Raw genomic sequence first — 14,481 nt, forward strand, 5'->3', positions numbered from 1 at the left:
TTTTCTATGTATCGCACACACACTTGCGGAGAATTAACGATCAGTAATGCCGGCCAGGAAATTACCCTGGCGGGATGGGTGCAGACCGTACGCAAATTCGGCGCCATCACTTTTATCGACCTGCGTGACCGCTACGGCATCACACAATTGTTGTTTGGAGAGGAGCTGAATACCGAGCTCGACAGCCAGCCTTTGGGAAGGGAGTTTGTACTGCAGGCCACCGGTAAGGTTGCCGAAAGAACCAATAAGAACCCCAACATGGCTACCGGCGATATAGAAATACTGGTCAGCTCTTTCCGGGTGCTTAACAAATCCGCACTGCCGCCTTTTACCATACAGGACGAAACCGATGGCGGCGACGACCTGCGTATGAAATACCGTTTTCTCGATCTGCGCCGTAACCCGGTGCGCCGTAACCTGGAACTGCGTTACGCAGTGAACCGTTCGGCAAGGAACTATCTGCACGAGAACAGTTTCATGGATATTGAAACGCCTTTTCTCATAAAATCCACGCCCGAAGGCGCCCGCGATTTTGTGGTTCCGTCGAGAATGAACCCCGGCCAGTTCTACGCACTGCCGCAATCGCCGCAGACTTTTAAGCAACTGCTGATGGTAAGCGGTTACGACCGGTATTACCAGATCGTAAAATGCTTCCGTGACGAAGACCTGCGTGCCGACAGACAGCCTGAATTCACGCAAATCGACTGCGAGATGGCGTTTGTGGAACAGGAAGATATCCTGAATATGTTTGAAGGACTGGTAAAACGGATATTCAAAGACGTAAAAGACATCGATTATACCGACGCCGTTGAACGCATGACCTGGGAAACGGCTATGTGGACCTATGGCAACGATAAACCTGATATCCGTTTTGGAATGAAGATCGGTAACCTGAAGTTCCCGCTTCATACCTTCCCGGGCAGACAGGCGCACCTGCAAACCATGATCGGCGCAGGAGAATCCGGTTTTGCTGTATTTGACAATGCAGAAACCGTTCTGGCCATCGCCGTGCCAGGCTGCAGTGAGTATACACGCAAACAGATAGATGAGCTCACGGAATGGGTGAAACGCCCGCAGATCGGGATGCAGGGTATGGTATACATCAAATGCAATACCGATGGAACCTACAAAAGCAGTGTTGATAAGTTCTTTACCGAAGACAAACTGAAAGCCATTGCCGATGCGGCAGATGCGCAGGCGGGCGACCTGGTACTGATACTGGCAGGTAAGGAAGAAAGAACCCGCAAGGCAACCAGCGAACTGCGCCTGGAATTGGGCAAACGGCTTGGTTTGCGCAGGGAAGATGAGTTCAGGCTGTTATGGGTGCTCGACTTCCCGTTGTTCGAATACGCGGAGGAAGATAACCGCTGGGTGGCACGTCACCATCCCTTCACTTCACCCAAACCCGACCAGATTGCGACGATGATCGACAACGATCCCCTGATCGCAAATGCAGATAAGTACCTGGAACATCCCTATGCCAATATCAAGGCCAATGCCTACGATATGGTGCTGAACGGAAACGAAATCGGCGGGGGCTCCATCCGTATTTACCAGCGGGAGCTGCAGGAAAAAATGTTCGCGGCCCTGGGCATGAGCCAGGAAGAAGCGCTGCATAAATTCGGTTTCCTGCTGGGTGCATTTGAATTCGGCGCACCCCCGCATGGCGGTATCGCCTTCGGGTTCGACAGGCTCTGTGCCATTTTAGGCGGAAGCGAGACCATCCGCGATTTCATCGCCTTCCCCAAAAACAACAGCGGCCGCGATGTAATGCTCGACGCCCCCAGCAGCATCGATGACAAACAGTTTGAGGAGTTGCAGATAAAACTGAACCTGAAGTAACCTTGTTCGATACCGGAAAGACACAGGAGAAGAAGCCAAGGGATATTTTCAGGCTTGTTCGCCTGTGTTTTTTTATGCGTGGCGGTTATGTGGGTTGCTGCGCTTTATTGCTGCATTGTTTTGCTGCATTGTTTTGCTGATTTTTTGCCGCAGATTCGCAGATGGCGCCTGAATCTGCGACGCTGCGGCTATCTGTCCGGGGATGCTTTACACTGTCCCGATACCGAGACGCCTCCCACCGCGAAAAACCGTTTTCAGAAACGATTCCTGAACCGATTATCGATATTTTTGCAGACCAGCGCAACAAGCCGGCTTATATGAAAACAGAACTGATCATTTTCCGCGTCATCACTTTTATCCTGTTACCTGTTTCCGTTTTATTCGGGTGTATGGACCTGATGATGTTTTTTATCGCGCTGAGGAATCCATCGCAGCTGTTCTCGGTGTTCCTGATAGCCGCATTCGTGGTGTATGTATTTGCGAGCCTCCGGTTTTTAACACGCCATATCGATACCAACCAGCCTGCCAAACATTCGCTGCGCGACTGGATAAGGGTGAACGGCTTTGCTTCCGTGCTGATGGCGCTGATGTCGTTTGCCAGCTCCGCGCTGCTGATCGCAACAGGTGATGAAAAGATCAGGGAGGCGATCAACACCATGCTCGAAGCACAACCAGACACACCGGCCACCCTGAACCCCGAGGCGTTTGTGGGCGTGGTCAAAACCGCTATCTGGTTCATGCTGGCCATCAGCGGCCTGCTGGCGATTCACCTGGTACTGAATTTCCGCCTCCTGAAGCGGTACAGGTATCTTTTCGAAGACAAACAACCATCCTGATGGTGTCAGTCCCGGTACGATTTTAGTAATTTTATGGAGTGAACAAGCATATCCCACTTGCAGAAAGAATGCGACCGGTAACGCTGGATGATCTGGCGGGACAGGAACACCTCACGGGCAAAGGAAGCATTCTACGTACCGCCATCGAACAGGGCAGGGTACCATCCATGATACTCTGGGGCCCACCGGGCGTTGGCAAAACCACCATCGCCCATATCATTGCGCATACTTTACAGCTGCCCTATTTTCAGCTGAGCGCCATCAGCAGCGGTGTCAAAGAGGTACGGGAGGTGATCGAACAGGCAAAACAGCAACAGGGAACCGTGCTGTTCATCGATGAGATACACCGTTTCAATAAAAGCCAGCAGGATGCCTTGCTGGGTGCGGTCGAAAAAGGAATCATACGACTGATCGGCGCTACCACCGAAAATCCCTCTTTCGAAGTAAACAGCGCCCTGCTCAGCCGTTGCCAGGTATACGTATTGAAACCCCTGGAGAATAAAGACCTGGTGAGGCTGTTGCACCAGGCGCTGGAAAAAGATACCATCCTGCAACAGCACACGATCGACCTGAAAGAAACAGATGCTTTACTGGGTATTTCGGGCGGCGATGCGCGCAAACTGCTCAACCTGCTTGAACTTGTGATCGAATCGCTGCCGGCCGGCAAAAACAAACCCGTGATCATTACCGATGAGCTGGTGATGGAAGTGGCGCAGAAGAAGATCGCTTTGTACGATAAAAAAGGAGAACAGCATTACGATATCGTTTCCGCATTCATCAAAAGCATGCGGGGCAGCGACCCCAATGGCGCGGTGTACTGGCTTGCCCGGATGATCGAAGGCGGCGAAGACGTAAAATTCATTGCCAGAAGAATGCTGATTTTTGCCAGCGAGGATATAGGCAATGCCAATCCCAATGCGCTGCTGCTGGCAAACGCAGCTTTTGATGCGGTCAGCAAGATCGGCTATCCTGAAAGCAACCTGATATTATCGCAATGCGCCACTTATCTCGCCTCGTCCGCCAAAAGCAATTCCGCCACCACCGCCATCGGCGCGGCCATGCATGCTGTGCAGCAGCAGGGCGATCTGCCTGTTCCGCTGCATATCCGCAACGCGCCCACCCGGCTGATGAAAGAACTCAATTACGGCAAAGGATACCAGTACTCGCATAACGGCGAGGGTAATTTTATCGACCAGGAATACCTGCCCGAAGAATTGAAAGGCACCCGCTTCTTTGAACCCGGCAACAACGCCCGCGAAAACGAACTGCGCCGGTTCCTGAAAGAAAAATGGAAAGACAAGTATCACTACTAAAGACCCTCCGTGTACCTCTGTCTCTCCGTGACTCTGTGTTGAACCTGTGTCTCCATCACCTCCCTCCCCGTTCTCGTCGGTTATTTCCCTGTATTGACCGGTTTATCAAAGTCTGCGGTTTTTATACCTATTAGCACTTAATTTTAACGATAACCCAAAGCAATGAGAAAAAAGTATTTCCTGTTCTTACTGCTGTGCGCTGCCTGCACGGCCTCCATTTCGCAAACCATCATCCACCGCGACGCGGAGATCGAGCAAATGGTGAAGGAAGTGTCCCCAGATTCGCTCAAATCCTATATCCACAAACTGGTTTCATTTGGCACAAGGAATACACTCAGCACACAAACCCAGCCCAACAGGGGCATCGGCGCTGCCAGGAACTGGGTGCTGTCCAGGTTCAATGAATTTGCCCGGCAGTCGAACGGAAGGCTGAGTGCCTTCATAGACACCACCACATTACAGCCCGGCGGTCGTGTAGACACCGCCACCCTGCTGGGCAATGTGGTAGCCACACTGAAAGGCACCGACCCAAACGATAACCGGATTTTCATCATCAGCGGTCACCTCGACAATATGCGCTCGAATGTACGCGACCGCGATGGAGATGCGCCCGGCGCCAACGACGATGGCAGCGGATCTGCAGCGGTGATCGAATGCGCGCGCATCATGAGCAGACACAGTTTTCCCGCCACGATCGTGTTCGTTACCGTAAGCGGTGAGGAACAGGGATTATTGGGCGCGCATTTTATGGCAGCCAGGGCCCGGAAAGAAAACCGCAATATCGAGGCCGTGCTTAACAACGATATCATGGGCAGCAACAATACCAGTGAGACCAATATCGTTGACAATACCCGTATCCGTGTATTCAGCGAGGGATTGTCGGTGCTCGATACCGGCAGGGTGGCGGTGAATATCCGCAACCTGGGACTGGAGAATGATGGCAGGGCAAGACAACTGGCACGTTACGTAAAAGAGATCGGGGAACGGTATGTGGAGAACCTCGAAGTGGTGATGATCTACCGCAACGACCGTTTTTTACGGGGCGGCGATCATTCCGCTTTTGTACAAAATGGCTATGCAGCCGTGCGCATTACGGAGATGAACGAGAATTATTATCACCAGCACCAGAATGTGCGCCTGGAAAACGGCATACAGTATGGCGATCTTCCCGAATTCATGGATTTTGAATACCTGCGCAAAAACACCGCCATGAACCTTTCCAACCTGGCCAACTTAGCCAAATCTCCTTCTGTGCCGGAAGAAGTAAAGGTAGAAACGGCACGTCTCACCAACTACACGCAACTGAGCTGGAAGGCGCCAAAAACCGGCAAAGTAAATGGATACTATGTGCTGATGCGTGAAACCACCAGCGCTTTCTGGCAGAAAAAATTCTTCACCACACAAACCGAATACAAACTGCCTTTTTCCAAAGACAATTATTTCTTCGCAGTGCAATCGGTAAGTGAAACGGGTAATGAAGGGCTGGCCGTGGTGCCGAAACCGGCGAGGTAGGGAGGCAAGTGTTGAAAGATTGGTTTGTTAGATGGCCGAATGGCTAAATTGTTAAATGGTTGGATTAATAATGGAAGGAAGTGAATAGGGTGTTTGCTGAAAAAGGACATCATGCTCTCTGACAGTCTTTTACCCATGTAACAATGTAACCATTTAGCCATGTAATCATTCCCTCACCCCTGCCCTACCTTCTGCGGTACCAGTCTTTCAGACACTTTTTCCTGGTTGTTGGCGCCACGCTCGCCGCCTTCGTGGTATTCGGCGTCTTCATTTACATCCCATAGATCGTAGATCTCTTTGCCTGCAATGATGTTTTTTGCGGCAAGCATAGCGGTCATCATACTGTGATCCTGGTTATTGTATTTATGCATGCCATTGCGGCCGATAAGGTATAAACCGGGATACTGTGCCAGCACCTCTCGTACCGCGGCTACGTTTTCCTTGTAGTCCTGGTCGTATACAGGATAAGCTTTTCTCTGTCGCACCACATAGCCATCCACCACCGCAGCCTGGCGCGTTAAGCCGATCTGCTGTATTTCCTTTTTACCCAGGGCGATCAGTTCTTCGTCGCGGCTGTTCCACAGACCGTCGCCTTCGAAACAGAAATATTCGAGTCCGTAGCAGGCCATGGAGGCATCGGGTACCATAAAAGGGCTCCAGGATTTGAAGTTCTGTATCCTGCCCACTTTTACACTGGGGTCGTGAATATAGATCCAGTTATCAGAAAATGCGTCTTCATCGCGGCAGATCAGTACAACCGTCAGGAAGTCGCGGTAACCGAGTTGCTGCGATGCATCAAATGCATGTGCGGGAAACCGCGGCGATACATGGGCAACCAGTTCGCGCATCGGTGCGGTTGACAATACATGATCGAAATCGCCGATCGTTTCCTTACTGGTTTGTACGGTCCATTTACCGTCTGAAAGCGTGATATGCTGTACATCGCAACCCATATCCACCTGCACGCCCATGGCCTTGCATTTGGCGGTACAGGTTTCCCACATCATACCGGGGCCATACTTGGGGTAACGAAAGGAATCGATCAGGGTTTTGATCAGTTTGTCCTTGCTTCCGCTTGGCCTGGGTTTGAATAAGGCATTCCATATGGCGCTGCTGAGCGACAGTCCTTTGATACGCTGGGCGGCCCAGTCGGCGGAGATCTCTTTACACGGTATGCCCCATACTTTCTCTGTATAGGTTCTGAAAAAAATATTGAAAAGCCGTTTTCCGAACTGGTTGGTTACCCAGTCTTCAAAATTCGTTGGGTTCTTCACCGGGAACAGCTTGGCGTTCAGGTAACTCAATACACAGAGCGCACTTTCCACGATACCCAGCTTACGCAGCGCCTCGAATGCAACCAGCGGATAGGAAAAGAATTTCTTGTTGTAATAGATCCGGGAACTGCGCGGGCGCTCCAGCATTTCATCGCCCAGTATCTCGGTCCAGAAATCCTCCACTTCTTTCGACTTGGAAAAAAAACGGTGCCCGCCGATATCAAAATGATACCCTTTGTAGGTTTCGGTGCGTGAGATACCGCCCACATACATGGGATCCTTTTCAAACACATGTACCTGCTGACCGTCTTTTCCAAGGAGATAAGCGGCGGTGAGTCCGGCAGGACCAGCTCCTATGATCGCGATTTTTTTCTGCATTTGCGCAAGGGTCTCCCGGGTATTTCGGGAAGGACCGCAAAGGTGTGAAATAATTCCGTACTTCCCTATTTTGGTCTCAAACCAGCGTATTCGGAAGATTCCCCCTTGCGAAACTCCCCTGACTCCGCGCTCAGCGGTAAAAAAGGTTCGGAAAATTTTCACCGCTGAGACGCAAGAGGGGCAGGGATACAAAGAGACAATAGCATAGATTTCTATTTACCCTATTTTTTCCGGGCAGGTATGGTCTCAACCCCGGAATCAAACGCTGAAAACGGAAAAATACCCGCAAACAGTACATTTGTCATCCGCTAACGTAAATCATGAGACCCATGTCCGACCGATTTGTCACAGACTGCAAACCCTTTAACACACTTACCCCACACGAACTGTATGCCATCATACAGCTTCGCAACGAGGTGTTCGTAGTGGAACAGCAGTGTGTTTTCCAGGACGCAGATAACAAAGACGCGGACGCTCATCACCTGATGGTATTTCACAACCAGCAGCTGGCCGCCTATGCCAGGTTACTGCCTCCGGGTATTGCGTACGAAGAAATGTCGATCGGCCGCGTGGTGAGTTCACCTTCCTGCCGCGGCATGGGCGCGGGCAGGCTGCTGATGCAAACGGCCATCGAATCCTGTTACACCCTGTTCGGCAAAGCCCCTATCCGCATCGGTGCGCAACTGTACCTCAAAAAATTCTACAGGAGTTTCGGGTTTGTGCAGGACAGTGATGTGTACCTCGAAGACGGCATCGAGCATATTGAAATGCGGATTCCATAAAACGGCGACAACCCGATGCGGCTGGCCCGTTACAAACCCATTTCTGTTTTCAAAAACTTCGCCGTATGGCTTTCCTTATGTCCTATCATGGTTTCCGGTGTTCCTTCAAATAAAATCCTGCCGCCGCCATCGCCGCCTTCCGGGCCGAGGTCGATGATATGATCGGCCACTTTGATTACGTCGAGGTTGTGTTCGATAACCAGCACCGTATTACCCCGGTCAACCAGCTTATTCAGCACATCGAGCAGGTGTTTGATATCCTGGAAATGAAGACCCGTGGTGGGTTCGTCGAGTATGTAGAAAGTCTTGCCTGTATCTTTTTTCCCGAGCTCCGTTGATAATTTCACACGCTGCGCCTCACCACCGCTAAGCGTTACCGCAGACTGCCCGAGGGTGATATAACCAAGCCCCACATCCTGCAGCACCTTGATCTTTCGGTAGAGATAAGCGATCGGCTGGAAAAATTCACAGGCTTCGTCAACAGACATGTTCAGCACATCGCTGATGGATTTGCCTTTATAGCGGATCTCCAGCGTTTCGCGGTTATACCGTTTGCCGTTGCATTTTTCGCAATGCACATATACGTCGGGCAGAAAATTCATTTCGATCACACGCATACCGCCGCCTTCGCAAACATCGCAGCGGCCGCCTTTTACGTTAAAGGAAAAACGCCCGGCATTGTAGCCCCGGATCTTTGCTTCGGGAATAGCAGCGAACAATGTTCTGATCTCGGTAAAAAATCCGCAGTAGGTGGCCGGATTGCTTCTCGGTGTACGGCCGATCGGCGATTGGTCTATCTCGATCACCTTATCAATATGCTCCAGTCCCTTGCTGTTTTTGAACGGCATCGGCGTTACCCGGCTGTCGTAACAATGTTTCGACAAAATGGGATACAGCGTCTCGTTGATCAGCGTTGATTTACCGCTGCCGCTGACACCGGTTACCACGATAAGTCTGCCCAGCGGGAATCTGACATCCACATTTTTCAGGTTATTGCCGCTGGCGCCTTTCAGTTCCAGTGATTTGCCGTTTCCTTTTCTTCTTTCCGAAGGTATTTCGATATGCTTGCCGCCGTTCAGGTACAGCGCTGTTTCCGATTTACTCTTCAGCACTTCCCCGGGTGTTCCCGCGGCAACGATGTTACCGCCATAGGCGCCGGCCTTGGGACCGATATCGACCAGGTGATCAGCAGCCATCATAATGTCTTTATCATGCTCCACCACCAGTACGCTGTTGCCGATATCGCGCAGGTTCTGCAGCGCCGTGATCAGTCGCTGGTTATCGCGCTGGTGCAGCCCGATAGAAGGTTCATCGAGTATATAGGTAATTCCCTGCAGCTGTGAACCGATCTGTGTGGCCAGCCTGATGCGCTGCGATTCGCCGCCGCTGAGTGTACGGGAAGGACGGTTCAGCGAAAGATAGGTTAACCCCACATCGAGCAGGAACTGCAGCCGTTCGCGTATCTCTTTCAAAATATCTTTTGCAATCTGGTTCTGCTTGTTGCTGAGCCTTTTCTCCACCTGTTCAAACCAGGTATAGAGCCGATCGAGGTTCATATCACTCAGTTCGGAAATATTTTTTTCGTCCACCTTGAACCAGAGACTCTCTTTTTTAAGTCTGGCCCCATTGCAGGAAGGGCAGGTTCTCAGCTCCATAAATTTCTCCACCCATTCACGAAGGCCTTCGCTGCTGTTAGCCGTCGCAAACCAGCGTTTGAGCATGGGAACGATGCCTTCGAATTCGCCCTCGTAGATACTGCCTGTAACTGCTTCATCCGCATCGTCCAGGTCCAGCGAGCTGCCTTCGGCATTGCCATGCAGCAACAGGTTCAGCGCCGATTCGGAAAGATCCCTGACAGGTTTGTCAAGACTGATCTTATGCTTTTTTGCAAACTGCTCCACATTCCGGAACATATAGGCGTCGCGCTGCTCGCCCAAAGGTGCAATACCGCCCTCTTTTACACTCAGCGACCTGTCGGGCAATATCGCTTCCATGCTTATCGTATATACATTGCCCAGCCCTTTGCAGCCCGGACAGGCGCCATACGGAGAGTTGAAGGAAAAGGCATTGGGCGAAGGCTCTTCGTAACTGATGCCGGTGTCTTCGCACATCAGCTGCCTGGAATACTGTACGATCTTATTGGTATCGTTCACCAGCAGGAACATCAGCTCCTTACCCATTTTCAAAGACTGCTGCACGCTCTGGCTCAGTCGCAGTTTCATCTCATCCGTAACCTGCAGCCGGTCTATCACCACTTCGATATCGTGTATCTTGTAGCGGTCAACCTGCAGTTTGGGCGTCAGGTCTGTCACCTCGCCATCGATCCTCACTTTCAGGAATCCTTTCTTGCGGATATCTTCGAACAACTCCCTGTAATGACCCTTACGCCCGCGCACCAGCGGCGCCAGCAGGCTGATCTTTTTGTTCCTGAAACGGGTGAAGATATTGGCCACGATCTCTTCCTCGCTGAACTTCACCATTTTCTTACCGGTGTTGTAACTGTATGCCTCCCCGATGCGCGCAAACAGCAAGCGGAGAAAATCGTATACCTCGGTAACCGTACCCACCGTTGAACGCGGGTTCTTATTGGTTGTCTTCTGTTCGATGGAGATCACCGGCGATAAACCCGTGATCTTATCCACATCGGGCCGCTCCATATCGCCGATAAACTGCCGGGCATAAGCGCTGAAACTCTCCATATAACGGCGCTGTCCTTCGTTATAAATCGTATCGAATGCCAGCGATGATTTACCGCTGCCGCTTACACCGGTAAACACCACCAGTTTATTTTTCGGGATGGAGATATCGATGTTCTTCAGGTTGTGCTCACGCGCGCCAAACACCTCGATTCTTTCTTCTTCCTGGATAGCGGTGACTGTTTTTTTTGCTGCTTTTGCCATACAAATTGACTGGATAACAAATGTACCAACATTTTGCTAATAATTTTAGTTTTTAGGGATGGCCAACATATTATACTTTTATGATCCCTATTAACTGCCATGAAAAACTGTCTTCTCCTGCTTTGCCTGCTGCTGACTGCCGTTGCAGAAGCCCAGCTTTCTCCGCGTACCTGGGTGATAGGGGCGCAGACCACGGTAATCAACGCCGATTTTTACGATACCTATCCTGTGCTGCAGCCGGGAAACACCGGGTTCAACCTGGTACCTTCTGTGTATTATGCCATCAGCACCAACTGGCTGGCCGGACTGGAACTGCAGGTGGGCTATTCAGCGGCAAAACAAACCTCGGCCGGAGGTGTTGTTACGCGTACGCATGTCACCGAGCTGGGTATTGCACCGGTAAGCAGGTTTTATATCGATATCACCCCTAATGGCCGGCTGAAACTGTTCGGGATGGCGGGGATGGCTTTTCAGACAGAACGCATTGTTGACCATTTTACCTACAATAAAACAACCACCCGGATCACGGACCAGACCGCATTTTTTGGAGGCGGCATCAACTGCGTGCTCAGGAAATGGATGGTGGATGTAAATGCATCTGCCATGGGGCTGCGTGCCGGTGTATACCGGGTATTGGGCGGTAAAAAATAAACCGGCTGAAACACCTTGTGGCAGCGGGTTTCAGCGCCCGTTAAAATGGTTTTGCAAATTTTCTTTGGCCGTTTGCTTTTTCGGCCCCTATCTTTGCAGCAGTTCTTTTCAGACACTTATCAAGAAAGGCAGAGGGAATTGGCCCGATGAAGCCTTGGCAACCCATACCGCTTACTCAGCTGTGTGAAGGTGCCAACTCCGGTCCCGCAAAAGCGGGAAGAGATAAGTCAGAGTATAGTTTGATCATTCGCGGTAATGCCGCCTACCATATTCAAGCTCATCTGACTTACCAGGTGAGCTTTTTTTTTGCTCATGGGTAAGTCCTGCCTGCACTCTTGTTAAGTCTCCGAAAGAATTTTTACAATCACCTGCCTTGTTCTCCGCCGGATGGCGGAAGCAAACGCAAAAAAACTTTTTAACAATGAGCACAGCCACAGAACTGATCCACAGCATCCCCGTTGATGCGCAAACCGGCGCGATATCCGTGCCTATTTACCAAACCTCCACCTTTGTTCAGGAAGCGCCCGGTGTAAACAGGGGATACGATTATGCGCGCTCCGGCAACCCTACCCGCGCCGCGCTGGAAGACCTGATAGCCACACTCGAAAAAGGCAGCACCGGCGCGGCATTCGCCAGCGGGCTTGCCGCCATCGATGCCGTGGTAAAACTGCTGCAGAGCGGTGATGAGATACTGGCTGTGGATGATATTTACGGCGGTGCGTTCCGTTTGTTCACCCATATCTACCAGCAGTTTGGCATTACGGTAAACTATGTGGATACAACCGATGCGGAAAACGTATTTAATGCCATCACACCGCGTACAAAACTTATCTGGCTGGAAACGCCCACCAACCCCACGCTGAAAGTTTCCGATATCGAAGGCATTGCCCGCATCGCAAGGGCCAACCGCTGTTTGCTCTGCGTAGACAATACGTTTGCCTCGCCTGCCTTACAGCAGCCGATTCTGCTGGGAGCCGATATTGTTGTGCACAGCGCCACCAAATACCTTGGCGGGCACAGCGACCTGATTGCAGGCCTGGTTGTTACAAAAGAGGCCGAGCTGGGGGCAAGGATCAAATACATACAGAATGCCAGCGGCGCGGTACTGGGACCGTTCGACAGCTGGCTGTTGATACGGGGCATTGAAACCCTGCACCTGCGTGTAAAGCAACATTGCGCCAACGCGCTGGCGGTTGCGGAATTCCTGCAGCAGCACCCGGATGTGGCGCAGGTTTTTTATCCCGGTCTTGCCACCCACCCCAATCATGGCATTGCAAAAAAACAGGCAAAGGGTTTTGGTGGCATTGTATCGTTTACCCTGAAAGAAAATACCGAAGAAGCCGCCTTGCGTTTTGTAACCAGCACGCAGCTGTTCCTGCTTGCGGAGAGCCTGGGTGGCATCAAAAGCCTGGTATCGCATCCCGCGAACATGACACATAAATCGATCCCCGCAGACAAAAGAAGGGCGGCTGGCGTTGCAGACAGCCTGATCAGGCTTTCCGTAGGACTGGAAGATGCCGAAGACCTGGTGCACGACCTGGAACAGGCGTTCAGGGCTGCCGCGCAGCGGTCAATATTTGCGAAACAGGGAATTTTATCCGTTCCCGAAACCGTTTAACCTTAAAACAAAGCAACCTGATAAAAAGTCTATTAATTTTATAGAATATTTTGACGGGCCTAAAGCAAACAACAAGCAATGGAAACACACAAGCAACTGACCATCGGATTATTCGGATTTGGCGTAGTGGGCGAAGGCCTGTACAAAGTGCTGCAGCAAACGCCTTCCTTACGTACCAGCATCAAGAAAGTATGTATCAAGAACCCCACGAAACCAAGAAACGCGCCTGCCTCGCTGTTCACCACGGAAAAAGAGGAACTGCTGCAGGATGAGGAGATCAACGTGATCGTGGAAGTGATCGATGATGCCAATGCTGCATTCGAGATCGTATCCACCGCGTTGCGCAACGGCAAATCGGTGGTAAGCGCCAGCAAGAAAATGATCGCCGAACACCTGCCCGAGATACTGGAACTGCAGCAGGAAACCGGTCTGCCCTTTCTGTGCGAAGCTGCGGCCTGTGCCTCCATCCCCGTGATCAGGAACCTGGAAGAGTACTATGATAACGACCTGCTGCATTCGATCAAAGCGATCGTGAATGGCTCCACCAATTTCATCCTCACCAAAATGTTTGAAGACAAGCTCAGTTTCCAGGCCGCTTTACTGCTGGCGCAGCAACTGGGTTTTGCCGAGAGCAATCCGAAGCTGGATGTGGAGGGATACGATGCGGTGAATAAATGGGCAATATTGCTGAACCACGCGTACGGTATTGTGGAACACCCGGATAACGTGCTGTTCAACGGCATACAGAATATACAGCTGAGCGATGCCCTGGTAGCGAAAGAAAAACACCTCGACATTAAACTGATCGCACAGGCAAAAAAAATGAGCAACGGCGAAGTGGCCGCTTTCGTACTGCCACAGTTTGTGAAGCTGGATGAACCGCTGTCGTTTGTAAAGAACGAATACAACGGCGTGGTGATAGAGAGTGGGTTTGCCGATAAACAATTCTTTTACGGCAAAGGAGCAGGCAGCTTTCCCACTGCGTCTGCCGTGTTGAGCGATATCAGCGCCTTACGCTACAATTATCGCTACGAATACAAAAAACTCTACCACCACAAACCGCTTGAACTGGCCACTGATTTCTACCTGAAAGTGTATGTAAGTTTCGACGACTGGAAATACATTCCCCGCGAAGATTTTGAATGGATAGAAGAATGGCATGCAGAAGCCGACCGCAAATACCTGGTGGGTGTGCTGCATGTTAAACAGTTGTCAGGAAGCAACTGGTGGAGGGAGAACGGCGTATCCCTGGTACTGACAGCGGATGCCGTTATCGACAATATAGACATCGTACACCTGAAAAAAAGAAGCCTTGAACTGGCAGGTGTGATATAACTGATTTCATTCTTGTATTTGTTTTTTTGTAAGTACGTCC

At 51.1% G+C, this 14,481-nt stretch carries 10 protein-coding genes and 1 riboswitch; of the genes, 8 read left to right on the forward strand and 2 right to left on the reverse strand.

The window, feature by feature from the left end:
* The first annotated feature begins 6 nt into the window (after nucleotides 1-6).
* From aspS to GWC94_RS14955, 4 genes are all read left to right on the forward strand, one after another.
* Nucleotides 7-1,842, forward strand: a complete 1,836-nt coding sequence (gene aspS, locus GWC94_RS14940; protein WP_161835893.1) for an aspartate--tRNA ligase — start codon at nucleotides 7-9, stop codon at nucleotides 1,840-1,842.
* Nucleotides 1,843-2,159: 317 nt separating this feature from the next.
* The gene (locus GWC94_RS14945) at nucleotides 2,160-2,678 is read left to right on the forward strand and encodes a hypothetical protein (RefSeq protein WP_161835894.1); all 519 of its coding nucleotides are present in this window, start codon (nucleotides 2,160-2,162) and stop codon (nucleotides 2,676-2,678) included.
* Between the two features lie 38 nt (nucleotides 2,679-2,716).
* The gene (locus tag GWC94_RS14950; RefSeq protein ID WP_317163485.1) at nucleotides 2,717-3,991 is read left to right on the forward strand and encodes a replication-associated recombination protein A; all 1,275 of its coding nucleotides are present in this window, start codon (nucleotides 2,717-2,719) and stop codon (nucleotides 3,989-3,991) included.
* A 162-nt stretch (nucleotides 3,992-4,153) separates the two neighbouring features.
* Nucleotides 4,154-5,503 (forward strand): M28 family metallopeptidase, encoded by a 1,350-nt coding sequence (locus tag GWC94_RS14955; RefSeq protein ID WP_161835895.1) that lies wholly within the window; start codon nucleotides 4,154-4,156, stop codon nucleotides 5,501-5,503.
* A gap of 173 nt (nucleotides 5,504-5,676) precedes the next feature.
* Here the strand turns inward: GWC94_RS14955 and GWC94_RS14960 are convergent, their stop codons facing one another.
* Nucleotides 5,677-7,317: an NAD(P)/FAD-dependent oxidoreductase gene (locus GWC94_RS14960; RefSeq protein ID WP_317163486.1), complete on the reverse strand. Its 1,641-nt coding sequence runs from the start codon at nucleotides 7,315-7,317 to the stop codon at nucleotides 5,677-5,679.
* Between the two features lie 167 nt (nucleotides 7,318-7,484).
* Between GWC94_RS14960 and GWC94_RS14965 the strand changes: the two genes are divergently transcribed.
* Nucleotides 7,485-7,937: a GNAT family N-acetyltransferase gene (locus tag GWC94_RS14965; protein ID WP_161835897.1), complete on the forward strand. Its 453-nt coding sequence runs from the start codon at nucleotides 7,485-7,487 to the stop codon at nucleotides 7,935-7,937.
* Nucleotides 7,938-7,966: 29 nt separating this feature from the next.
* On the opposite strand, the gene uvrA is transcribed toward GWC94_RS14965, so the two are convergent.
* Entirely contained in the window at nucleotides 7,967-10,837 is a 2,871-nt protein-coding gene (gene uvrA, locus GWC94_RS14970; protein WP_161835898.1) for an excinuclease ABC subunit UvrA, read from the reverse strand.
* Nucleotides 10,838-10,936: 99 nt separating this feature from the next.
* Here uvrA and GWC94_RS14975 point away from each other — a divergent pair, with 99 nt between their 5' ends.
* The 3 genes from GWC94_RS14975 to GWC94_RS14985 all read left to right on the forward strand — a co-directional run bounded on the left by GWC94_RS14975 (nucleotide 10,937) and on the right by GWC94_RS14985 (nucleotide 14,441).
* Nucleotides 10,937-11,488, forward strand: coding sequence for an outer membrane beta-barrel protein (locus GWC94_RS14975; RefSeq protein ID WP_161835899.1), 552 nt, complete (start codon nucleotides 10,937-10,939; stop codon nucleotides 11,486-11,488).
* Between the two features lie 113 nt (nucleotides 11,489-11,601).
* A riboswitch (SAM riboswitch) is annotated at nucleotides 11,602-11,717 on the forward strand.
* A 192-nt stretch (nucleotides 11,718-11,909) separates the two neighbouring features.
* A complete protein-coding gene (locus GWC94_RS14980; RefSeq protein ID WP_161835900.1) occupies nucleotides 11,910-13,106 on the forward strand; it encodes a trans-sulfuration enzyme family protein in 1,197 nt (398 codons plus the stop codon).
* 78 nt (nucleotides 13,107-13,184) lie between these two features.
* Nucleotides 13,185-14,441, forward strand: coding sequence for a homoserine dehydrogenase (locus GWC94_RS14985; RefSeq protein ID WP_161835901.1), 1,257 nt, complete (start codon nucleotides 13,185-13,187; stop codon nucleotides 14,439-14,441).
* The last annotated feature ends 40 nt before the right edge of the window (nucleotides 14,442-14,481 follow it).

The sequence above is a fragment of the Sediminibacterium soli genome, assembly GCF_009939225.1.
Taxonomy (GTDB): Bacteria; Bacteroidota; Bacteroidia; order Chitinophagales; family Chitinophagaceae; genus Sediminibacterium; species Sediminibacterium soli.

Bases quoted from the DNA above. Each gene is read 5' to 3' on its own strand.
- aspS (WP_161835893.1), top strand. From the start codon at position 7: ATGTATCGCACACACACTTGCGGAGAATTAACGATCAGTAATGCCGGC.
- GWC94_RS14945 (WP_161835894.1), top strand. From the start codon at position 2,160: ATGAAAACAGAACTGATCATTTTCCGCGTCATCACTTTTATCCTGTTA.
- GWC94_RS14955 (WP_161835895.1), top strand. From the start codon at position 4,154: ATGAGAAAAAAGTATTTCCTGTTCTTACTGCTGTGCGCTGCCTGCACG.
- GWC94_RS14965 (WP_161835897.1), top strand. From the start codon at position 7,485: ATGTCCGACCGATTTGTCACAGACTGCAAACCCTTTAACACACTTACC.
- uvrA (WP_161835898.1), bottom strand. From the start codon at position 10,837: ATGGCAAAAGCAGCAAAAAAAACAGTCACCGCTATCCAGGAAGAAGAA.
- GWC94_RS14975 (WP_161835899.1), top strand. From the start codon at position 10,937: ATGAAAAACTGTCTTCTCCTGCTTTGCCTGCTGCTGACTGCCGTTGCA.
- GWC94_RS14980 (WP_161835900.1), top strand. From the start codon at position 11,910: ATGAGCACAGCCACAGAACTGATCCACAGCATCCCCGTTGATGCGCAA.
- GWC94_RS14985 (WP_161835901.1), top strand. From the start codon at position 13,185: ATGGAAACACACAAGCAACTGACCATCGGATTATTCGGATTTGGCGTA.